This window comes from Frigoribacterium sp. CF331 (assembly GCF_057787905.1).
Window position 1 is genome coordinate 2702397 of record NZ_CM173545.1, and the last position, 21486, is coordinate 2723882.

18 protein-coding genes and 1 tRNA gene are annotated in these 21486 nt (G+C 71.4%); 14 read left to right on the forward strand and 5 right to left on the reverse strand.

All coding sequences use genetic code 11. From position 1 onward, the window contains the following. Positions 1–8: 8 nt before the first annotated feature. The 5 genes from mtrB to secA all read left to right on the forward strand — a co-directional run bounded on the left by mtrB (position 9) and on the right by secA (position 8255). Positions 9–1781, forward strand: coding sequence for an MtrAB system histidine kinase MtrB (gene mtrB / locus AC3CCI_RS12560; RefSeq protein WP_488627393.1), 1773 nt, complete (start codon positions 9–11; stop codon positions 1779–1781). Then, positions 1778–3478 carry an LpqB family beta-propeller domain-containing protein gene (locus AC3CCI_RS12565; RefSeq protein WP_488627394.1) on the forward strand — a complete coding sequence of 567 codons (1701 nt, stop codon included), beginning with the start codon at positions 1778–1780 and terminating at the stop codon, positions 3476–3478. The genes mtrB and AC3CCI_RS12565 overlap by 4 nt, the downstream gene beginning before the upstream one ends. A 100-nt stretch (positions 3479–3578) precedes the next feature. Further along, positions 3579–4331, forward strand: coding sequence for a ComF family protein (locus AC3CCI_RS12570; protein ID WP_488627395.1), 753 nt, complete (start codon positions 3579–3581; stop codon positions 4329–4331). 171 nt (positions 4332–4502) lie between these two features. Continuing rightward, on the forward strand, positions 4503–5207 hold the full coding sequence (gene hpf, locus AC3CCI_RS12575; RefSeq protein ID WP_354593050.1) for a ribosome hibernation-promoting factor, HPF/YfiA family: 705 nt from the start codon (positions 4503–4505) through the stop codon (positions 5205–5207). A gap of 201 nt (positions 5208–5408) precedes the next feature. Further along, positions 5409–8255, forward strand: coding sequence for a preprotein translocase subunit SecA (gene secA / locus AC3CCI_RS12580; RefSeq protein WP_488627396.1), 2847 nt, complete (start codon positions 5409–5411; stop codon positions 8253–8255). 64 nt (positions 8256–8319) lie between these two features. Here secA and AC3CCI_RS12585 read toward each other — a convergent pair whose 3' ends face one another. After that, positions 8320–8886: an Rv3235 family protein gene (locus AC3CCI_RS12585; protein WP_488627397.1), complete on the reverse strand. Its 567-nt coding sequence runs from the start codon at positions 8884–8886 to the stop codon at positions 8320–8322. A gap of 164 nt (positions 8887–9050) precedes the next feature. Here AC3CCI_RS12585 and AC3CCI_RS12590 point away from each other — a divergent pair, with 164 nt between their 5' ends. Further along, complete coding sequence (locus AC3CCI_RS12590) at positions 9051–10544, forward strand: sensor histidine kinase (protein WP_354593047.1); 1494 nt, start codon at positions 9051–9053, stop codon at positions 10542–10544. Between the two features lie 134 nt (positions 10545–10678). Here the strand turns inward: AC3CCI_RS12590 and AC3CCI_RS12595 are convergent, their stop codons facing one another. Then, positions 10679–10927, reverse strand: a complete 249-nt coding sequence (locus AC3CCI_RS12595) for a WhiB family transcriptional regulator (protein WP_043594001.1) — start codon at positions 10925–10927, stop codon at positions 10679–10681. A gap of 169 nt (positions 10928–11096) precedes the next feature. Between AC3CCI_RS12595 and AC3CCI_RS12600 the strand changes: the two genes are divergently transcribed. Then, positions 11097–11552, forward strand: a complete 456-nt coding sequence (locus tag AC3CCI_RS12600) for a hypothetical protein (RefSeq protein WP_488627398.1) — start codon at positions 11097–11099, stop codon at positions 11550–11552. Between the two features lie 177 nt (positions 11553–11729). On the opposite strand, the gene bcp is transcribed toward AC3CCI_RS12600, so the two are convergent. Continuing rightward, entirely contained in the window at positions 11730–12200 is a 471-nt protein-coding gene (bcp, locus tag AC3CCI_RS12605) for a thioredoxin-dependent thiol peroxidase (RefSeq protein ID WP_488627399.1), read from the reverse strand. Positions 12201–12298: 98 nt separating this feature from the next. On the opposite strand from bcp, the gene AC3CCI_RS12610 reads away from it, so the two are divergent. Further along, a tRNA-Lys gene (locus AC3CCI_RS12610) sits at positions 12299–12371 on the forward strand. A 392-nt stretch (positions 12372–12763) separates the two neighbouring features. Here AC3CCI_RS12610 and AC3CCI_RS12615 read toward each other — a convergent pair. Next, positions 12764–14302 (reverse strand): amino acid permease, encoded by a 1539-nt coding sequence (locus tag AC3CCI_RS12615; protein WP_354593044.1) that lies wholly within the window; start codon positions 14300–14302, stop codon positions 12764–12766. 480 nt (positions 14303–14782) lie between these two features. Between AC3CCI_RS12615 and AC3CCI_RS12620 the strand changes: the two genes are divergently transcribed. From AC3CCI_RS12620 to AC3CCI_RS12640, 5 genes are all read left to right on the forward strand, one after another. Continuing rightward, complete coding sequence (locus AC3CCI_RS12620; RefSeq protein ID WP_354593043.1) at positions 14783–16054, forward strand: quaternary amine ABC transporter ATP-binding protein; 1272 nt, start codon at positions 14783–14785, stop codon at positions 16052–16054. Further along, positions 16051–17007: an ABC transporter permease gene (locus AC3CCI_RS12625; protein ID WP_354593042.1), complete on the forward strand. Its 957-nt coding sequence runs from the start codon at positions 16051–16053 to the stop codon at positions 17005–17007. Before AC3CCI_RS12620 ends, AC3CCI_RS12625 begins: the two co-directional genes overlap by 4 nt. A 75-nt stretch (positions 17008–17082) precedes the next feature. Further along, positions 17083–17997 carry a glycine betaine ABC transporter substrate-binding protein gene (locus AC3CCI_RS12630; RefSeq protein WP_488627400.1) on the forward strand — a complete coding sequence of 305 codons (915 nt, stop codon included), beginning with the start codon at positions 17083–17085 and terminating at the stop codon, positions 17995–17997. A gap of 232 nt (positions 17998–18229) precedes the next feature. After that, positions 18230–18469 (forward strand): hypothetical protein, encoded by a 240-nt coding sequence (locus AC3CCI_RS12635; protein ID WP_143048533.1) that lies wholly within the window; start codon positions 18230–18232, stop codon positions 18467–18469. A 118-nt stretch (positions 18470–18587) separates the two neighbouring features. Further along, a complete protein-coding gene (locus tag AC3CCI_RS12640) occupies positions 18588–19880 on the forward strand; it encodes a mechanosensitive ion channel family protein (protein ID WP_488627401.1) in 1293 nt (430 codons plus the stop codon). 84 nt (positions 19881–19964) lie between these two features. Here AC3CCI_RS12640 and AC3CCI_RS12645 read toward each other — a convergent pair whose 3' ends face one another. Then, complete coding sequence (locus tag AC3CCI_RS12645) at positions 19965–20144, reverse strand: hypothetical protein (RefSeq protein ID WP_194594218.1); 180 nt, start codon at positions 20142–20144, stop codon at positions 19965–19967. A gap of 122 nt (positions 20145–20266) precedes the next feature. Here AC3CCI_RS12645 and AC3CCI_RS12650 point away from each other — a divergent pair, with 122 nt between their 5' ends. After that, entirely contained in the window at positions 20267–21421 is a 1155-nt protein-coding gene (locus AC3CCI_RS12650; protein ID WP_488627402.1) for an SLC13 family permease, read from the forward strand. The last annotated feature ends 65 nt before the right edge of the window (positions 21422–21486 follow it).

The following is a 21486-nucleotide window of genomic DNA, read 5'->3' on the forward strand; positions in this document are numbered from 1 at the left end:
CCCGGCGGGTGACGCTCGTGTCCGCGACGCAGGGGCCCGGACCGGGGCCGGCCCGGCGACGGGGCGCGGCGTCCACCTGGTGGCCGCCGGCGTGGCGCACCTGGCCGACGAGGGTGGTCCGCTTCTGGCGCTCCTCCCTGTCGTTCCGCACGGTGGCGCTCACCGTGGTGCTCTCGACCGTGGCCGTGACGATCATCGGCACGCTCATCTCGGTCACCATCGGCACGAGCCTGTACGACCAGCGCCGCGAGCAGGTCGAGGCCGAGAGCGTCCGCGCCACGCTGTTGGCCCAGAACATCTTCGACTCGGCGACCGCGACCGAGGACGCCAACCAGGTCGAGCTCGACGCGCTGCAGAACGAGGCGCAGACCGCCATCCTCGGCTCGACCTCGAGCCCCGGAGGGACGAGCATCGCCATCCTCCGCACCCCGGGGCAGAACAGCCCCCAGACGATCCAGAACATCGCCAGCCCCGACTTCCCCGACTCGGTGATCTCGCCGGCGCTCCGCGAGGCCGTGGCGACGGACGACGGACGCTTGTCGATGCAGTCGGTGTCGCTGCCCCCCACGTCGCAGGGCGGCGGATCACCGGGCATCGCGGTCGGGTCGACCCTGCAGGTGCCCACCGCAGGCCAGTACGAGCTCTACCTCGTCTACGACCTCAGCGACGCGCAGGCCACCCTCGACCTGATGCAGCGGACGCTCGGCATCGGGTCGCTCGCGCTCGTGCTGCTGATCGGCGCGATCACGTACCTGGTGGTCCGTCTCGTCGTCGGGCCGATCCGCACCGCGGCCGAGACGAGCCAGAAGATCGCGGCCGGTCACCTCGAGGAGCGCATCCCCGAGAAGGGGCAGGACGTCGTGGCCACGCTCGGGCGGTCGTTCAACGGCATGGCCGACGCCATGCAGCGTCAGATCTCGCAGTTGGCCGAGCTCTCGCGCGTCCAGCAACGGTTCGTGAGCGACGTCTCGCACGAGCTCCGCACGCCGCTGACCACCATCCGGTTGGCCGGCGACGTGCTGTACGACCAGCGCACGTCGTTCACCCCGTCGGCCGCCCGGACGGCCGAGCTGTTGCACACCCAGGTCGACCGGTTCGAGCTGTTGCTGGCCGACCTCCTCGAGATCTCGCGGTTCGACGCCGGGGCGGTCGAGCTCGAGACCGAGCCGGTGACGGTGGTGCGGCTCGTCGAGGACGGCGTCGACGAGTTCGGCCCGCTGGCGGCCGAGTCCGGCAGCGTCGTGTCGGTCGTCGCGAGGGGCGGGTACTTCGAGGCCGAGGTCGACCCCCGCCGACTGCGCCGCATCCTGCGCAACCTGCTCGGCAACGCGATCGAGCACGGCGAGGGGCGGCCCATCGAGGTCGAGGTCGACAGCGACGCCTCGGCGGTCGCGGTCGCGGTGCGTGACCACGGCGTCGGGATGAGTCCCGACGACGCGTCGCGGGTGTTCGACCGGTTCTGGCGGGCCGACCCCTCGCGCCGACGCACGATCGGGGGGACGGGCCTCGGGCTCGCCATCAGCCTCGAGGACGCGGCCCTGCACGGCGGACGGCTCGAGGTGTGGTCCGAGCCGGGGTCGGGCAGCCGCTTCGTCGTGACCCTGCCCCGGGTGGCGGGCGGCCGCATCGACGGGACCCCCCTGCCCGTGGTGCCCCCGGACCGCCGGGGCGAGACGACCGTGCCGGTGACCGGTGAACCCTGGACGGGCCAGGTCCCCGCCCACGAGACGCCAGCCGTGCCGACGGCGCCGACGAACGGCTCCGACGAGGGGCTCCGATGACCGGGCGTCGACCGGCCGGGCGGGCGGGCCGGGCATCCGCCGCCCTCGCGACCCTCGTGGCCGCCCTCGCCGTGCTGACCGGTTGCGTCGGCATCCCCGACGGCGGGCAGGTGCAGCAGGGCGACACCGTGAGCGACGACGTCGTGAGCGACTTCGTGTTCCGGCCCAACGGCCCGGTCGCCGGCAGCTCGCAGGAGCGACTGCTGCGCGACTTCCTCTCGGCGGGCACGGGCTCGCAGGACAACTACGGCGTCGCCAGGGAGTTCCTCAGCACGGGCTTCGCCGACGCGTGGGAGCCCCGGGCGAGCGTGACCATCCGCCCGGGCGTGGGGTCCACGTCGCGGGTCGGCGAGACGACGCTCGACTACGCCTTCGTGGGCTCGGCGACGGTCGACTCGGCGGGGCACTACACCCCGGCCACCTCGACGACGACGACGACCCTGGCGTTCTCGTTCGTGAAAGAGGGGGACGAATGGCGCATCAGCGACGCCCCGGACGGCATCGTCCTCTCGCCGGCCACCTTCGACTCGGTCTTCCGGGCGCACGCCGCGTACTTCTACGACCCGACCTTCACCTACCTCGTGCCCGACGAGCGCTGGTTCCTCGCCCGGTCCTCGACGAGCACCCGCCTCGCCACGGCACTGCTCGACGGCCCCTCCGACTGGCTGCAGGGCGCCGTCGTCTCGGCCTTCCCCGAGGGCACGCAGCTGTCGCTGACGGCCATCACCGTCGACGACGGCACGGCCAGGGTCGACCTCACCGCCGACGCCCTCGAGGCGACGCCCGACGCCCGGGCCCGCATGCAGGCACAACTGCTGGCGAGCTTCTCGACGTTGGCGACCGTGACCGCCGTCGAGCTCAGCGTCGAGGGGGCGCCGCTGTCGGTCCCGGCGATGCAGCAGCCCGTGCCCGTCCGCGACCCCGCCGTCGACGCTCGACCCCTCGTGCTGGCCGACGGGGTGCTGGGATTCGCCACGGCGAGTGCCACGAGTCAACTGCCCGGGCTCTCGACGGCCGTCGAGGCCCTGCGCCCCCGGTCGGTCGAACTGTCCTCCGACCAGACCACCGCCGCCGTGGGCACGGCGTCCGGTTCGTACGCCGTCACGGCCTCGGGCGGTGCGCGCCTGGTCGACGGTCGGGCCGGTCTCGTGGCCCCCTCGCTCGACGGCGGCGGCTTCGTCTGGTCCCTCGTCGCCGACGACCCGTCGAGCCTCACGGCGTACTCGACCGACGGCACGGCCCACCCGGTCGCGACGTCGCTGCCGACGGGTCCGCGCGTGACCACCTTCCGCGTCGCGCGCGACGGCACCCGTGCCCTGCTGCTGCTCGACGACCAGGGTGCGTCGCGCCTCCTCGTGGCCGCCGTCGTCCGCGACTCCGACGGCGTCCCGATCCGCCTGGGCCCGCCCCTCGAGCTGTCCGCGCCCGACGGCGCCCCGGTCGACGCGACCTGGGCCGACCAGCTCACCGTGGCCGTGCTCACCACCGTGGGTGAGTCCTCGCGCGTGACCACGTCCGAGGTCGGCGGCGACTCGTCGAGCGCCGGACGCCCGCCGAGCGAGGCGGTGGCCGTCGTCGGCGGCAACGGACTCGAGCGGTTGCTGGTCCTGAGCGCCGACGGCGACGTCCTCGAACCCCGCGGCAGCAGCTGGCAGGCGACCGGGCTCACGGCCGACCTGCTGGCGACCCAGCGCTGAGGGCCGCGCCGGGTCCTCCCCAGGCGGCCCGGTCGTGCTCCCGTCCCCAGCCGGACGAGGAGGCGCGGCGCGGGTGCTCCTCACGGGTCACGCTGGCGGGGTGCCTCCGTCGTCCGGCTCCCGCCCCCGCCGCCCGAGCGGCGCCTGGCGTGGTGCCCTCCGGCAGGCCGCGCGCGAGGCGCTCTCGGTCGTCTCGCCCGTGTCGTGCGCGGGGTGCCGGTCGCCCGACGTCGCGCTCTGCGGCGACTGCCGTCGTCGTCTCGTCCCCGAGGTCACGCGGGTCGACCTGCCCGACGGGCTGCCCGTCTTCGCCGGGCTGGTCTACGCGTTCGAGGTGCGGGGCGTCGTGCTGGCCTTCAAGAACGGCGGGCGCGTCCGCCTCGCCGAGGCGCTCGCCCCGGCCCTGGGCGCGGCCCTCGAGTGCTGTGCCCGGAACGCCGAGGCCGAGGCCGGGGCCGGGCCCGGGGCGTGCGCCGATGCTCGGTCGGGCCTCTCGCTGCTGGTCGTCCCCGTCCCTCCGTCGCGCCGGGGCCGACGGCGGCGGGGCTACGACCCGGTCGAGCTCGTCCTGCGGCGGCTCGGCCTCGTGGTCGGGGGTCGGGTGCTCGTGCCGACGGCGTCGGCGGGCGGAGGTCAGAAGGGTCGCGACCGGCAGCAGCGGCTGCGCGCCCGCGAGGGCAGCCTGCGCTGCACGCGGGACCTGTCGGGGTCGCGCGTCGTGCTGGTCGACGACGTCGTGACGACGGGCGGCACCCTCACCGAGGCGTGCCGTGCCCTGCGGGCCCGCGGTGCGGTGGTGGTCGGTGCGGCGTGCCTGGCGTCGACCCCGTCGTGGTCGGGGTCGACGCCGTGACGGGTGCGCCGGGGCCGGGGTGTCCGAGGTCGTGCCGCACCTGTCGATCCGCCGCGCCCGGGTGGACGGTGCGTGACAGGGAGGTGTCCGGGTGGCTACGGTGGGGCGAAAGGCGTGAAAGGACATCCGCCTGGCTGACAGGCGGCACGTCGATAGCCACAGGAGGTCGTCATGGAAATTTCCGTCACGGGTCGAAACGTCGGCATCACCGATCGGTTCCGCGAGTACGCCACCGAGAAGGCCGACAAGGTCGCCGCCCTCGCCACCAAGGCGCTGGCACTCGAGGTCAAGGTCTCGCGGCACCACGAGAAGTCCGGCGGCCAGGCGGGCGACGACCGGGTCGAGCTGACCTTGATCGGCCCCGGCCCCCTCGTGCGGGCCGAGTCCACGGCCGGCGACAAGTACGCGGCCTTCGACCTGGCGATCGGGCGCCTCCTCGAACGGGTGCGGCGAGCCAAGGACCGGCAGAAGATCCATCGCGGGCAACACCGGCCGACGTCGTTGCGAGAGGCGTCGACGGCCGACTTCAGCGGGGTCGGCGTCACGCCGGCCGCCGCCGAGACCCTCGACCTGGTGCGGACCGGCGCGGTGCCGGTGGTGGGCGACGAGGCCCCCTCCGACGAGTTCGAGGACGACTACTGCCCCGTGGTCATCCGCACGAAGGTCTTCGCCTCGACGCCCATGACGGTCGACGACGCGCTCTACTACATGGAGCTCGTCGGCCACGACTTCTACCTCTTCATCGACGCCGAGACCGAACGGCCGAGCGTCGTCTACCGCCGCAAGGGCTGGGACTACGGCGTGATCGGGCTCGACCAGGACGCCCCCGAACTGCAAGAGGCGGCGACGGCGCTGCGGGCGGGGCTCGCGGGCTGACGCCTCGAGGTCCTCGGGGGCCGACACCCCGGGAGGCGCAGGGCACGTCCCTGCCGCCTCCCAGGGGGTCGGCCACTACGCTTGCTAAAATCGTGGGCCGGTCCAGGACGGACCTTCGACATCTCGGTGCTCCGATGCGGATCACCTCAGCGAGACCGCGGAGCGTTCCGCGGGTTCGACCGAACACATGGGAGCACACCAGTGGCCAACGTCCTCGAGAAGGTCCTCCGCGTCGGCGAGGGCCGCACGCTGCGCAAGCTGAAGGCCTACGCCAAGGCGGTCAACGAGCTCGAGGACGACTTCACGACCCTGACCGACGACGAGCTGCGCAACGAGACGGTCGAGCTGCGCGAGCGCTACGCGTCGGGCGAGTCGCTCGACGACCTGCTGCCCGAGGCCTTCGCCGCGGTGCGCGAGGCGTCGAAGCGCACCCTCGGCCTGCGCCACTTCGACGTGCAGCTCATGGGTGGCGCCGCCCTGCACCTCGGAAACATCGCCGAGATGAAGACCGGTGAGGGCAAGACCCTCGTCGCCACCACGGCGGCGTACCTCAACGCCATCGCCTCCCGCGGCGTGCACGTCATCACGGTCAACGACTTCCTGGCGAGCTACCAGTCCGAGCTGATGGGTCGCGTCTTCCGCGCCCTGGGCATGACGACCGGGTGCATCCTGTCGGGGCAGACGCCGGCCGAGCGCCGTGAGATGTACGCCGCCGACATCACCTACGGCACGAACAACGAGTTCGGCTTCGACTACCTGCGCGACAACATGGCCTGGCAGGCCCAGGACATGGTGCAACGCGGCCACTTCTTCGCGATCGTCGACGAGGTCGACTCGATCCTCATCGACGAGGCCCGCACCCCGCTGATCATCTCGGGGCCCTCGTCCGGCGAGGCCAACCGCTGGTTCACCGAGTTCGCGACCATCGCCCGTCGCCTCGTGCCGGGCACGGACTACGAGGTCGACGAGAAGAAGCGCACGGTGGGCGTCCTCGAGCCCGGCATCGAGAAGGTCGAGGACTACCTCGGCATCGACAACCTCTACGAGTCGGCGAACACCCCGCTGATCTCGTTCCTGAACAACGCCATCAAGGCCGACTCGCTCTTCAAGCGCGACAAGGACTACGTCGTCATCAACGGCGAGGTGCTGATCGTCGACGAGCACACCGGCCGCATCCTGAGCGGTCGCCGCTACAACGAGGGCATCCACCAGGCCATCGAGGCGAAGGAGGGGGTGTCGGTCAAGGCCGAGAACCAGACCCTCGCGACGGTCACGTTGCAGAACTACTTCCGCCTCTACAAGAAGCTGTCGGGCATGACCGGTACCGCCGAGACCGAGGCCGCCGAGTTCATGAGCACCTACAAGCTCGGTGTCGTGCCCATCCCGACCAACCGTCCCATGCAGCGCATCGACCAGACCGACCTCGTCTACAAGAACGAGACGAGCAAGTTCGACCAGGTCGTCGAAGACATCGTCGAGCGGCACGAGAAGGGCCAGCCGGTCCTCGTCGGCACCACGAGCGTCGAGAAGAGCGAGTACCTCTCCCGTCTGCTCGCCAAGAAGGGCGTCAAGCACGAGGTGCTGAACGCCAAGAACCACGCGCGAGAGGCCGCGATCGTGGCACAGGCCGGTCGTGCCGGTGCCGTGACGGTGGCCACCAACATGGCCGGTCGCGGGACCGACATCATGCTCGGCGGCAACGCCGAGTTCCTGGCCGTCGCCGAGATGAACGCCAAGGGGCTCAGCCCGGTCGACACCCCCGACGAGTACGAGGCCGCCTGGGACGACGTCTTCGCCGCCAAGAAGGCCGCGGTCCAAGAAGAGGCCGACAAGGTCGTCGAGGCGGGTGGCCTCTACGTGCTGGGCACCGAACGCCACGAGTCCCGCCGCATCGACAACCAGCTGCGTGGGCGCTCCGGTCGCCAGGGCGACCCGGGCGAGAGCCGGTTCTACCTGTCGCTCACCGACGACCTGATGCGCCTGTTCAACTCGGGAGCCGCCGAGTCGCTGATGGGGCGCGGCAACGTCCCCGACGACCTCGCGATCGAGAACAAGATCGTCGGGCGGGCCATCCGCTCGGCGCAGTCGCAGGTCGAGTCGCGCAACGCCGAGATCCGCAAGAACGTCCTCAAGTACGACGACGTCCTGAACCGCCAGCGCGAGGCCATCTACGGCGACCGACGGCACATCCTCGAGGGCGACGACCTGAAGGACCGCAGCCAGAAGTTCCTCGAGGACGTCGTCAACGAGGTCATCGACCAGCACACGGGCGACGGCAGCCCCGACGACTGGGACCTCGACGCGCTCTGGACCGAGCTCGGCACCCTCTACCCGATCTCGATCACCATCGACGAGGTCATCACCGAGGCCGGCTCGAAGGGCAAGGCCACGCGGGCCTTCCTCGGCCAAGAGATCCTCTCCGACGCCAAGGTGGCCTACGAGGCACGCACCGAGGCCCTCGGTGAGTCCGCGATGCGCGAGCTCGAGCGACGCGTGGTGCTCTCGGTCATCGACCGCCGCTGGCGCGACCACCTCTACGAGATGGACTACCTGAAGGACGGCATCGGCCTCCGGGCGATGGCCCAGCGCGACCCGCTGGTCGAGTACCAGCGAGAGGGCTACGCGCTCTTCCAGAGCATGATGGGCCAGATCCGCGAAGAGACCGTCGGGTTCCTCTTCAACCTCGAGGTCGAGGTGCAGGGTCAGGTCGACGCCGCCGAAGCACCGGTCATCGCGGCCAAGGGCCTCGAGGCCGAGAAGCAGCCGCAGGCGCAGCTCGCCTACTCCGCCCCGAACATCGACGGCGAGGTCGAGGTCCGCAACCAGCGCGGCCAGCTCGAGAAGGGTGCGACCGCGAAGGCCCAGAAGGCCCAGGACGAGGCCGAGCGGTCGACGTCGCCCGAGATCGCGGCGGCACGCGCCTCCGGAGGCCCCGCCGCCCGTGACGCCGACGAGGGCACCGTCGGTGCCTTCGGGCAGAAGACCGGTGGCGGCGCCAGCCCGGTCAACCGCGCCGAGCGGCGTGCGTCGGGCAAGAAGGGCCGCTGACCCACCCCGCACCGCCCACACGACGACGCGCTTCCGACACCGGTCGGGGGCGCGTCGTCGTGTGTCAGAGCACGTGGACGGCGGTCGCCCGCCAGCGGCGGTCGTAGGTCTCGAGGCGCACGGCGACCGCTCGGCTGCGGGCTCGTCCGTGCAGGACGACGACGGCCTCGACGACGCCGTCGACCGGCGAGCTGAGCCGGACGCCGCCGGTGGTGAAGGCCGGACGCTGCACCCGGGTGCCGTGGGCCGAACGGGCACGGGCCGCCAGGACGACGCGGGTGTGCAGGGTCCGGTAGACGTCTTCGGTGACCCAGCGCGACACCTGGTCGAGGTCTCGTGCGCCGGCGAGGATCTCGACGACGCACCGCACCAGGTTCTCGACGAGCAGGGCCGGGTCGTCCGGGAACGGCGAGGTGGTCGACGCCTTGGCCGCCGGGCGACCCGGGTCGAGGGCGTGGTCGTCGGACGGCCCGTCAGCGGTGACGAGAGCGGCGTCGTCGTCGCGGTCGGAGCCTCGACGCGGGCTCACGAGCGGAGGCACGGGCCGGAGGTGCGGCCGAGGCGAGGCCTCGGGGACGCGGGGCTCGACGGCGGGCTCGGCGAGGGCGAGGGCGTGGTGGTTCGAGGGCATCGGCAGTCTTCCTGTTCACGGTCATCCGGGCACGTTCCGAAGATATGACATGTGAGATGGCGAAACCAGACCGACTCGACGGTCTGTGGAGAACCCGTCCGGGCACCGCGCCTGCACGGGGCCCGCGGACGTCACGGCTCCGGGCGTCGACCTAGACTGATCGGGTGTCGACGCTCAGTGATCTCGTTCTCGCCCAGGGCCTCTCGAGCGAGGTGGACGTCGAGTGGCTGCACCTGCTGGTGGGGGACTGGCAACTGCTCGCCGACCTCGCCTTCGCCGACATCGTGCTCTGGGTCCCCACGCAGACCGGCAGCTTCGTCGCGGTGGCCCACGCCCGGCCGTCCAGTTCGGCCACGCTGTTCTACCGTGACTTCGTCGGGCAGGAGGTGCGCCCCGAGTGGCGGGACCAGATCGAGCAGGCGTTCACGACGACGCGCATCGTCGACTCGGCAGCGCCCGACTGGTACGAAGAGACGCCCACGCGCGTCCGTGCCGTCCCCGTGCTGCGGCGTCTCGGGGCCAGCCGGCCCGACGTCACCGACGCCCCGATCGCGATCATCACGCGGCACACGAACCTCAGCGAGGCCCGCACCCCGAGTCGCCAGGAGCTCACCTTCAACCAGTGCTCCAACGACCTCTTCGCGATGATCGCCGCCGGCGACTTCCCCGACCTCGGGGCGCCGACGGGTCCGCGACGGGGCGCACCCCGCGCCTCCGACGGGTTGCTGCGCCTCGACGTCGACGGCATGGTGACCTTCGCGAGCCCCAACGGCCTGTCGGCCTTCAACCGCATGGGCTTCGCCGGCGAGCTCGAGGGCGAGTCGCTGGCCGAGGTCACCACGGGGCTGCTCGCCGGCAAGCTCGTCATCGACGAGTCGCTGCCCCTCGTCGTCACGGGCAGGGCCCCCTGGCGCACCGACATCGAGGCCCGGGGGGTCACCGTGTCGCTACGGGCCATCCCCCTGCGTGACAGGGGTGAGCGCGTCGGGGCGATCGTGCTCTGTCGTGACGTCACCGAGCTGCGGCACCAAGAGCGCGAGTTGATCACCAAGGACGCGACGATCCGCGAGATCCACCACCGGGTGAAGAACAACCTGCAGACGGTCGCGTCGCTGCTGCGCATCCAGGCCCGCCGGACGCGCACCGACGTCGCCCGCGAAGCGTTGACGCAGGCCATGCGACGCGTGCAGTCGATCGCCGTCGTGCACGACACGCTGTCGGAGGGCCTCAGCCAGAACGTCGACTTCGACACCGTGTTCGACCGCGTGCTCATGCTCATCGCCGAGGTCGCGTCGAGCCACAACACCACGGTCCGTCCCACGATGACGGGCAGCTTCGGCGCCCTGCCCAGCGAGTACGCGACGCCGCTGGCGCTGGCGCTGACCGAGCTCGTCACGAACGCGGTCGAGCACGGGCTCGACGGGCGCGACGGCGAGGTCGAGATCGTCGCCGACCGTCGCGCCGAAGAGCTCACCGTCAAGGTGCGCGACAACGGCGTGGGGCTGCCAGAGGGCAAGGTCGGCTCGGGCCTCGGCACCCAGATCGTCCGCACGCTGATCCAGGGCGAGCTCGGCGGCACGATCGACTGGCACACGCTGGTCGGCAACGGCACCGAGGTCACCATCGAGATCCCGTTCCGCTGGCTGACGCAACCCTGATCAGGACGTCGAGAAGCCCGCTGCTCGACGACTGCCCCGGACGCGACGGAGCCCGGCACCTGCGACGAGGTGCCGGGCTCCGACGTCGGCCACGAGGGCCGGGCGTCGACCGACCGGAGTCGGTCGACGGATGATCAGCTGGCGCGACGGGCGCGGGCGGCGCGGCGCTTGAGCGCGCGACGCTCGTCCTCGCTCAGGCCGCCCCAGACGCCCGAGTCCTGCGAGGTCTCGAGGGCGTACTGCAGGCAGGTCTCGGTGACGGTGCAGCGTCCGCACACGGCCTTGGCCTTGTCGATCTGGTCGACGGCGGGGCCGGTGTTGCCGACGGGGAAGAAGAGCTCCGGGTCAGCCTGCAGGCAAGCGGCTTTGTCACGCCAATCCATCGATGGGTACTCCTTAAAGATGCAGAACCAGGCACGTCGAGGCGCCTGGTTCGTGGTGGGGAAAGAGAAGAATTCGGGAGGCGCGCACCGCAATGTGCACGTCACTTCGACCTCGAATATGGTCGCATACTGGTACGGCCAAATCAAGGGATTTCCGGGAGGCTCACACGTGACGACAGCAGGCAGCGACGGCCCCCGAGACGAGACCGGTCGGTCTGCCGGGGCGGGTCGCCCGGCCCTGCTCTGGGTCGTGATCGTCCTGCTCGCGGCCGAGTTCCTGCTCGTCGCGGCGACCGCCGTCTTCCTGGTCGTCGAGCTGCTCGTGGCCCGCCCGGACTCGTACCCCTCGGCCGTCGCGATCGTCGTGCTGACGGTGCTCGCGGCCGTCTGGCTCGGGTCGATCGTGCTCGGTGCGCTGCGCGGCCGGGCCTGGATCCGCGGGGCCGCGATCGTCTGGCAGGTGCTCCAGTTCGCCGTCGGCTTCGGCAGCCTCCAGGGGGTCTTCGCCGACCCGGCCATCGGCGTCGCGCTCATCGTGCCGGCCGTCGCCGTCGTGGGCCTGCTGCTCGTGCCGTCGGTCGTCGCCGCGACCTCGGCCCGCGACCAGGAGCCCCACGTCTACTGACCCCCGACGCGAGCGGCTCCCGACAGTCGGTGCCCCGCGTTCCGCCACGAAAGACACATCCCGCCACACGATCTCGTGGCGGGATGTCCACGTCGTGGCGCAGCGGCAGCGCAGGAGGCGCGGTGCCGGTCTCGAGGACCGGCACCGCGCCTCCTGTGCTCGCGTCGCCGCCGGGCGTCAGTCGAGGCCGAGCTTCTTGCGGAGCGACGCCACGTGCCCCGTCGCCTTGACGTTGTAGAGCGGCAGCTCGACCGCGCCCTGCTCGTCGACGACGAACGTCGAGCGGATCGTGCCCGTCACGATGCGCCCGTAGTTGTTCTTCTCGCCGTAGGCGCCGTACGCCAGGTGCACCGTCAGGTCGGGGTCGCTCAGCAGCGGGAAGTTCAGCCCCTGCTCGTCCTTGAACGACCGCAGGGCGGCGGGGGCGTCCTTCGAGACGCCCAGCACCTGGTAGCCCGACGACTTCAGCGAGTTGATGTTGTCGCGGAAGTCGCACGCCTCGGTCGTGCACCCCGGCGTCGAAGCCGCCGGGTAGAAGTACACGATGACCTTCTGCCCCGAGTAGTCGGCCAACGAGACGGGCGAGCCGTTCTCGTCGTCCAGGGTGAACGTCGGCGCCGCGGCGCCCTTCTCGAGCTTCGTGGACATGGTGCTCCGATCTGCGGGCGCCCCGAGGGGGCCGGTGGTTCTGAGGGGGTCGGAACTCATGCTAGAGTCATTCCTCGTTGCGGAACGCACCGCAGCTCGCACCTCTAGCTCAATTGGCAGAGCAACTGACTCTTAATCAGTGGGTTCTCGGTTCAAGTCCGAGGGGGTGCACGAAAGAATTGGTCCCCCGTGTCCTGCTGTGCAGGACCGGGGGATTCTTTCGTCGTGTGGGTTTGGTCCGCTCCGCGGACCGCGGCACACCCCGCACGGGGTGCCTGCCGCGCCCGCCAGGTCGCCGGTGCACGGGGGTGACGTCGCTTCGCTCGTCACGGGTGGGGCGACGTCGCTTCGCTCGTCGCGGGTGGGTGACTTCGCTTCGCTCGTCAGGGTGGGGGTGACTTCGCTTCGCTCGTCGCGGGTGGGTGACTTCGCTTCGCTCGTCAGGGTGGGGGTGACATCGCTTCGCTCGTCACGCGTGGGTGACTTCGCTTCCCTTGTCGGCGGGGGAGGCGCGGGCGGACACTTGGGTCGGCCCGCGCCTCCGGCGTCCGGGGTGGGGGCGCCTACTGGCCGTCGCGGGGGACCTGCGAGGCGGCGTCGCGGCCGGTCACGGGGTAGGGGCCGGTCATGCCCTCGCGCAGGCGGGCGGCCGCGAGGATGCGGTCGCGCTGCAGGTGCCAACCGAGCATCAGCAGCGGGACGATCACGACGAGCGACATGACGGTGAACGACCCGATCGGCCAGTCGATCGCCATGAGGACGATCACCGCGGCCAGGAAGGCCAAAGTCAGGTAGCTCGTGACCGGCGCGCCCGGCAGCTTGAAGGAGGGCTCCTTCGCCTTGCCCTGCTTCGCCCACTGGCGCAGCCGCATCTGGCACAGGATGATCGTGCCCCAGGCCGTCAGGATGCCGAGCGACGCGATGTTCAACACGATCTCGAACGCCGTGTTCGCCCCGACTATCGCGTTCAAGAACACGCCCAGCAACGTGATGCTCGCCGTCAGCAGGATGCCGCCGAACGGCACGCCGCCCTTCGACATCTTCGTCGTGAACTTCGGTGCCGATCCGTTCATGCCCATCGAGTGCAGCACCCGGCCGGTCGAGTACAAGCCCGCGTTCAGGCTCGACAGCGCCGCCGTCACCACGACGAAGTTCATGATCGACCCCGCGACGTCACCCACCTCGGGGCTGCCGATGCTGCTGAAGAACGTCACGAACGGGCTCTCGCCGGCCTTGTACGCCGTGTAGGGCAGCAGCAGCGACAGCAGCACGAGCGAGCCGACGTAGAACACCGCGATGCGGATGATGACCGTGTTGATCGCGCGCGGCACGACCTTCTCGGGGTCCTGCGTCTCACCCGACGCCGTCCCCACCAGTTCGATGGCCGCGTAGGCGAAGACGACGCCCTGCACCACGATGACCGCCGGCAGCAGGCCGTTCGGCAGGACGCCCGACGACGCCACGAGACCCCAGCCGGTGTCGACGGCTGCACCGTCGTGCGAGACCGGGAACGCGGCGGCCAACCACACGACGCCGACCACCAGGAACACCACGAGGGCCGCCACCTTGATGATGGCGAACCAGAACTCCATCTCGCCGAAGACCTTGACGGCCAGCAGGTTGACCGACAGCACGACCGCCAGCGCGACGAGCGCCAGCAGCCAGTCGGGCGCCGCCGTGAAGGCCGACCAGTAGTGGAGGTAGAGGGCGACCGCGGTGACGTCGACGATGGCGGTCATGGCCCAGTTCAAGAAGTACATCCAGCCGGCCGCGTAGGCGAACTTCTCGCCGAAGAACTCCCGAGCGTACGAGACGAACGAGCCGGACGACGGGCGGTGCAGCACCAGCTCGCCGAGCGCACGCAGGATGAAGAAGGCGAACACGCCGCAGATCGCGAAGACGATCGCGAGCGCCGGGCCGGCCGACGCCAGGCGGCCGCCGGCGCCGAGGAAGAGACCCGTGCCGATCGCGCCGCCGATGGCGATCATCTGCAGCTGGCGGGGTTTCAGCCCGTGCTGGAAGCCCTCTTGCTCGTGTGAGAAGTCTTGGGGCAGGTGCGTCTCGGTCGAGGCGTCGCCGCCCCCGTTCGTGGGACTCGTCATCGGTCGACCGTAGCCCCTATCCGGTCCGGCCGCGTGGCGACCGGCCGCCGGGCGAACCCCCAGGAGGCGCGGGGTCGATTCACGGCCGGGTAACGAATGCGAAACGATCACGATCCCCGTGCCTCCGGGCGACACGCCGTCGAAGGTGGGGTCCTGCGCCCCCTCCGTGCCCGTTCGCCGTTGGGATCGACGACAGATGTCGGCTACGTTCGTCGAGGCCCGGGAGACCGGGCCCGTCATCATCAGGACGCGCCGCCCGATGGTCCGACCCGGTCGGACGAAGGTCGTCGTACGGTCTGCTGGCGCGAGGGTCCGGTCCCATGACCGACCCGGCGGAGGTCAGGTTCGCCCCGTGACACCACGGTGGGCTTGAGCCGACACGATCCGCACGCGTCGTCGACCCGTCCGCCCGACCCGATCGCCGCCGACGGCGAGCCGGCCCGAGCGGCCGGTGCCCCCTCGGCGTGCCTGGAGACACCTGTGACCACAACGCCTGCCGTGCGTGCCCGGAACCTGTACAAGGTGTTCGGTCGCCGACCCGAGGACGCCGTCGCCCGACTCGAGGCCGGTGCCTCGCGCACCGAGGCCGCGGGCCTCGGCACCGCCGCCGTCATCGACGCCTCGTTCGACGTGCAGCCCGGAGAGATCTTCGTCGTCATGGGGCTGAGCGGCTCGGGCAAGTCGACGCTCATCCGCATGCTCAACGGACTCCTCGAGCCCACCTCCGGTTCGGTCGAGGTCGCCGGTGCCCGGATCTCGGACGTCCCGGCGAAGAGGCTCCGCGAGGTGCGTCGCAAGGACGTCTCGATGGTGTTCCAGCACTTCGCCCTCCTGCCGCACCGGACCGTCCTCGACAACGTCGCCTACGGCCTCGAGGTGCAGGGCGTCGCCAAGGCGACGCGCCTCGCCAAGGCCCGCGAGGTCACCGAGATCGTCGGGCTCGCCGGGTGGGAGGACGAGTTGCCGAGCCAGCTCTCCGGCGGCATGCAGCAGCGCGTCGGCCTCGCCCGCGCCCTCGCCGCCGAGACGGACATCCTGCTGATGGACGAGGCCTTCTCGGCCCTCGATCCGCTGATCCGGCGCGAGATGCAGGAGCAGCTCGTCGAGTTGCAGGCGAAGCTCGGCAAGACCATCGTCTTCATCACCCACGACCTCAACGAGGCGATGTTCCTCGGCGACCGCATCGCCGTCATGCGCGACGGACGCATCGTGCAGATCGGCACGCCCGAGGACATCCTGACCGACCCGGCCAACGACTACGTCGCCCAGTTCGTGCAGGACGTCGACCGGGCGCGCGTCCTCACCGCGGCGAGCGTCATGGAGCCCGCCCGCGCCGTCGTCCCCCTGACGGTCGGTCCGCGCGGCGCCCTGCGGTCGCTCCGCGACCTGCAGACCGCCGCCCTCTTCGTCACCGGTCGCGACCGCAAGCTGCTCGGCTGGGTGCGCGACCGCCACGTCATGCGGCAGGTCAAGGCGAACGACACCGACCTCGCGGCCGTCGTCAACGCCGAGTTCTCGAAGGTCGGGCCCGACGCGGCCCTCGTCGACCTGTTCGAGCTCGCCGTCGAGAGCCCGCTGCCGATCGCCGTCGTCGACGACGCCGACCGTCTGCTGGGCGTCATCCCGCGCGTCACGCTGCTCGCGGCCCTCGGCAACGTCGACACGACCACCTCCCCCGTCCCCGTGCTCGAACCCGTCACCCGCATCTCGGACGTCGAGCTCGACGCCACCCTCGAAGGAGCCACCCGATGAACGAGTACCTGCGCATCCCCTTCGGCTCCTGGGTCTCGGACGTCGTCGACCTGGTCACGACGAACCTCGGCGGCTTCTTCGACGTCGTCCGCCTGGTGTTCTCCTTCTTCTACGAGTGGGTCGCGTACTTCTTGAGCGCGCCTCCGTTCTGGGCGGTCGTGATCGTCATCGCGGCCCTCGCCTTCGTCGCGAAGGGCTGGAGGTTCGCGGTCGGCACGGCCGTGGGCCTGCTGTTCATCGGCTCGGTGAACCAGTGGGAGAACGCGATGTCGAGCCTCGCCCTCGTGCTCGTGGCCAGCACGCTCGCCATCGCGTTGAGCATCCCGCTCGGGGTGCTCGCGGCGAAGTCGACCGTCGCGTCGCAGATCATCCGACCCGTGCTCGACTTCATGCAGACGACGCCCGCGTTCGTCTACCTGATCCCCGCCCTGCTGCTGTTCCGCGTCGGCGTCGTGCCCGGCATCGTCGCGACCATCGTCTTCGCCATGGCCCCCGGCGTCCGCCTCACCGAGCTCGGCATCCGCGGAGTCGACAAGGAGGTGGTCGAGGCCGGCCAGGCGTTCGGTTCGTCGCCGTGGCGCATCCTGCGACAGATCCAGCTGCCGCTCGCGAAGCCCAGCATCATGGCCGGCGTCAACCAGGTGATCATGCTCTCGCTCTCGATGGTCGTCATCGCCGGCATGGTCGGCGCGGGCGGGCTCGGCGGCGACATCGTCGCGAGCCTCAACCGCATCGACGTGGGGCTGGGCGCCGAGGCCGGCGTCTCGGTCGTCGTCCTCGCCATCGTGCTCGACCGCATGACGGCGGCCCTCGGCTCCGACCGTCACAGCCGGCGGGTGGCCCGTGCGGGGAACCGCCGGTCCGTCCCGCCGGCCCCGGCCCCCGACCGGGCAGGGGCCGAGCAGCCGCTGCCTCCCGCCGACCGCCGCGAACCCGCGACGGCCTCGGCCTAGACCCCCATCACCTGCGGGACGGGTGCCGCCCCGGCACACCCCACCCGCGCCTCCTGCACCACCCGAAAGGACCACATGAAGAAGCGCACCATCGCCGCATCGATCGCCCTCGGCACCACCGCCGTCCTCGGCCTGGCCGCCTGCTCGCCTCCCGGCAGCAGCTCGTCGGCCGCGGGCGAGACGCTCGACAACGGCGACCAGGCCGTCGTCGACCTCGCCGTCTTCAACGGCTGGGACGAGGGCATCGCGGCCTCGTGGCTGTGGAAGACCGTCCTCGAGGAGAAGGGCTACACCGTGAACCTCGAGCCGGCGGACGTCGCCCCCGTCTACAGCGGCCTCACCACCGACGACTACGACGTCGTGCTCGACACCTGGCTGCCGACCACCCACGCGTCGTACATCGAGCAGTACGGCGACGACCTGACCGACCTCGGCGCCTGGAACGACGGCGCCAAGCTCGCCGTCGCCGTCAACGAGGACGCCCCGATCGACTCGCTCGACGAACTGGCGGCGAACGCCGACCTGTTCGGCGGCACGATCGTCGGCATCGAGCCGGGCGCCGGCCTGACGGCGGCCGTGCAGGACGAGACCATCCCGACGTACGGTCTGGGCGACATGCAGCTGCAGACCTCGTCGACGGCGGCCATGCTCACCGAGCTGAAGAGCGCGACCGACGCCGGCGAGGACATCGCCGTGACGCTGTGGAGCCCGCACTGGGCCTACGACGCGTTCCCGATCAAGGACCTCGCCGACCCCGAGGGCACCCTGGGCGACGCCGAGGGCATCCACTCGTTCGGCGGCAAGAGCTTCACCGCGGACTTCCCGCAGCTGACCGAGTGGCTGCAGGGCTTCACGATGGACACCGAGACGCTGTCGTCGCTCGAGAACGCCATGTTCAACGGCGAGGAGGTCGACGGCGACGACTACGCCCCGGTCGTGGAGAAGTGGATCTCCGAGAACCAGGACTACGTCGACGGCCTCACCAGCTGACCCGACCCCGCACGACGACGCCCCGGCCGAGCACCGCTCGCCCGGGGCGTCGACGCGCCGCCGCCCGGAGGCGGTCGGGTGACGCCGGCCGGGCGAAACCACAGCCGGACGACACCCGACGCACAGCGAACCCCGAGGTCACGCCCCGGGAGGCGCGGGTAGCGTCGTCGACGGGCGTCACCCGATCGACGCACCACCGCACCAGCACACCGCACCACGAGAGGCACCACCCGTGAGCACCACCGCACCGACCGACGTCCTGAGGAGAATGGCCCGCGTCATCACGCGCACCGTCTCGTCCGACCTCGTCCAGGTGTCGACCCCCGACCGCGTCCTCGGCCACGTCCGGGCCGAGCAGGGCACGTTCGTCGCCCTGCGCGGAGCCGACCCCCGCTGGGGCGAGGTCGTCGGACGCTACCCCTCCGAGGGGCTCGCCCTCGAGGCGCTGCGACAGCGCAAGCGCTCCATCTGACGCATCGCCCGTGCCGGCATGACGCGCGGGTGACAGCAAGCTGTGGATCGCCTCACCGTTCCGTCGCCCGGGCCCCCTGGCCGCGACGCCGCCGTGCGTCATGCGTCAGCATCGACGGATGCCTTGGATCCAGCTCGTCATCTCGCTCGTCGCCGCCGTCGTCCTCACCTTCGTCGTCTCGGCCGTCGTCGGCGCCGTCGTGGGGGTCGTCGCCAAGCGCAAGGAGTGGGCCCAGGCCTTCGTCAAGCGCATGCGCCGGCCGTTCCGCGTCACCCTGCTCGTCGTCCTGCTGGTGGTGGCCCTGACCACGTCGTTCGACTCGCTGCTGCCGGCCGACTACCCGGGCGAGGGCTGGGTGTCGCAACTGTTCCGCTGCGCGATCATCGTCGTCGTCGCCTGGTTCGTCGGCGCACTCGCCATCTTCTTCGAGGACCTCGGGCTCTCGCGCTACCGGGTCGACACCCCCGACAACCGGGTCGCCCGCCGGGTGCGCACCCAGGTGCTCATCCTGCGGCGCCTGACCGTGGCCCTCATCGTGATCCTCGCCGCGGGCACCGTGCTGCTGGGCTTCCCGGGCGTCGAGGCCGTGGGGGCCAGCGTCCTCGCGAGTGCCGGCCTCGTCTCGGTCGTCGCCGGCCTCGCGGCGCAGTCGACCCTCGCCAACGTGTTCGCCGGCATCCAACTCGCCTTCAGCGACGCCATCCGCATCGACGACGTGGTGGTGGTCGAGGGGCAGTGGGGGCTGATCGAGGAGATCACCCTGTCGTACGTCGTCGTGCACGTCTGGGACGACCGTCGTCTCGTGCTGCCCTCGACCTACTTCACGACCACGCCGTTCGAGAACTGGACGCGTCGCAACAGCGAGCTGCTCGGCGCCGTCGAGTTCGACCTCGACTGGCGCGTCGACCCCGGGGCCATGCGGAGGGAGCTCGACGTGATCCTCGCGGGCACCGACCTGTGGGACGGGCGCACCAAGGTGCTGCAGGTGACCGACGCGCAGGCCGGCTACGTCAGGGTGCGGGTGCTCGTGACCGCGAAGGACGCGGCGACCCTGTTCGACCTCCGGTGCCTGGTGCGAGAGGACCTCATCGCCTGGCTGCACGCGAAGAGCCCGCAGTCGATCCCTCGGACCCGCGTGCAGATGGTCGAGGCCGAACCCGTCCCGACGGGTCGCGCCGCGCGGTCGACCTCGGACGCCTCGGGCCTGTTCAGCGGCGACAACGCCGGCTCCGAGCGCACGGCGCTGTTCACGGCGGCCATCCCGCTCCACGACATCGCCGAGTACGAGGCCAGCCTCGGGGCCGAGGCCGAGCACGACCCGCACGTCGCCGGTCGTCCCGACGGGCGACCGACGGGCCGCCCGGACGGCGCCCCGGAGGGCCCGACGCCCGGCGTCGGCGGCCGACGCTGACGCGTCGGTCACGACCCGGCAACACGGCGAAGGAGGCGCGCCCCGCCAGAGCGGGACGCGCCTCCTTCGTGTCTCGGCCCGACGTCAGTCGTCGTCGTTCGCGGCCTCGAGCACGTTGCCCACGGCGATCGCGGTGGACGCCGCCCAGCTGATCGCCATGAGGGCGAGACGCCAGTCGCGCGGGCCGGCGCTGAGGCTCTTGAGCAGGCTGATGCCGGAGAAGATCGCGCTGATGATCGCGCCGTTGAAGAGGAATTTGCGCACGGTGGGGCTCCCAGGGGTCGTTTCGCCCACGGTACCGCGTGGCGCCCGGCGAGTCCGGGTGGGGGTAGGTTGAGCTGCCCGGCGACCCGTGCCGGTGCGTCCCGCGGTCGAAGGAGAATGCCGTGCGCACTGCCGTGCTCGGAGGGGTGTTCGTGGCGCTCGGCCTCGTCGCCGTGGTCACCGGCGTCCTGACCGGTGACGAACTGCTGGCCCTGGTCGAACGTGTCGCCCCCGTGCTGGGCTTCGTCGTCGGCCTGACCGTCGTCGCCGAGCTGGCCGCCGAGGCCGGGCTCTTCGCCTGGCTGGCGTCCGCCTCGGCCCGCCTCGCCCACGGCCGGGTGCTCGTGCTGTGGCTCTTCGTCGTCGCCCTCGCCGTGCTGTGCACGGTCTTCCTGTCGCTCGACACGACCGCGGTGCTGCTGACGCCCGTGGTCGTCATCGTCGCGCGACACGCGGGCCTGCCGCCGATGCCCTTCGCGCTCACGACCGTGTGGCTCGCGAACTGCGCCTCGATGTTGCTGCCGGTCTCGAACCTGACGAACCTGCTCGCGCTGCACGAGCTCGGGTCGCCGGCGCCGGTGCAGTTCGCCGCGCTGGTCGCCCCGGCGGCGGTCGTCGGGGTGGTCGTGCCGGTCGTCGCGATCGGACTGCGCTACCGGCGCCAGCTCGTCGGCCGGTTCGACGCGCCGTCGGCCGAACCGGTCGCCGACCGCGTCCTCTTCGGCGTCGCGGCGATCGCCACCGGACTGCTCGTGCCGGCCCTGGTCTCGGGCCTCGAGGTGTGGATCCCGGCCGCGGTCGCGGCGCTCGTGCTCGTCGTGGCGACGGCGGTCAGGCGCCGGGAGGTCCTGCGGCTCGGGCTCGTGCCGTGGGGGACGTTGCTCTTCGCCGGAGGTCTGTTCCTGGTCGTCGAGGCCGCCCACTCGTTGGGGCTCGCCGACCTGCTCGGGGCCGTCGTCGGGACGGGCGACCAGCTGCCCGACCTGTTGCGCCTGGCGGGTGGCAGCGCCGTCGCCGCCAACGTGGCCAACAACCTGCCGGCCTACCTCGCCCTCGAGCCCGTCGCCGGGTCGCCCTTGCGGCTCGTCGCGGTGCTCGTGGGCGTCAACATCGGCTGCCTCGTCACGCCGTGGGCGTCGCTCGCGACGCTGCTCTGGCACTCGCGGCTGTCGTCGATGGGCGTCGAGGTGTCGTGGGGCCGCTTCATGTCGGCAGGCCTCGGCGTGGCGGTCGTCGCCGTGCCGCTCGCGGTGGTGGCGACGGTGCTGCTCGCCTGACGCCCCCGGGCGGGTCGGCCCGTGGGTGGGGCGGTCGTGCCCGACGACGGCCCGGTCGCGAGGTG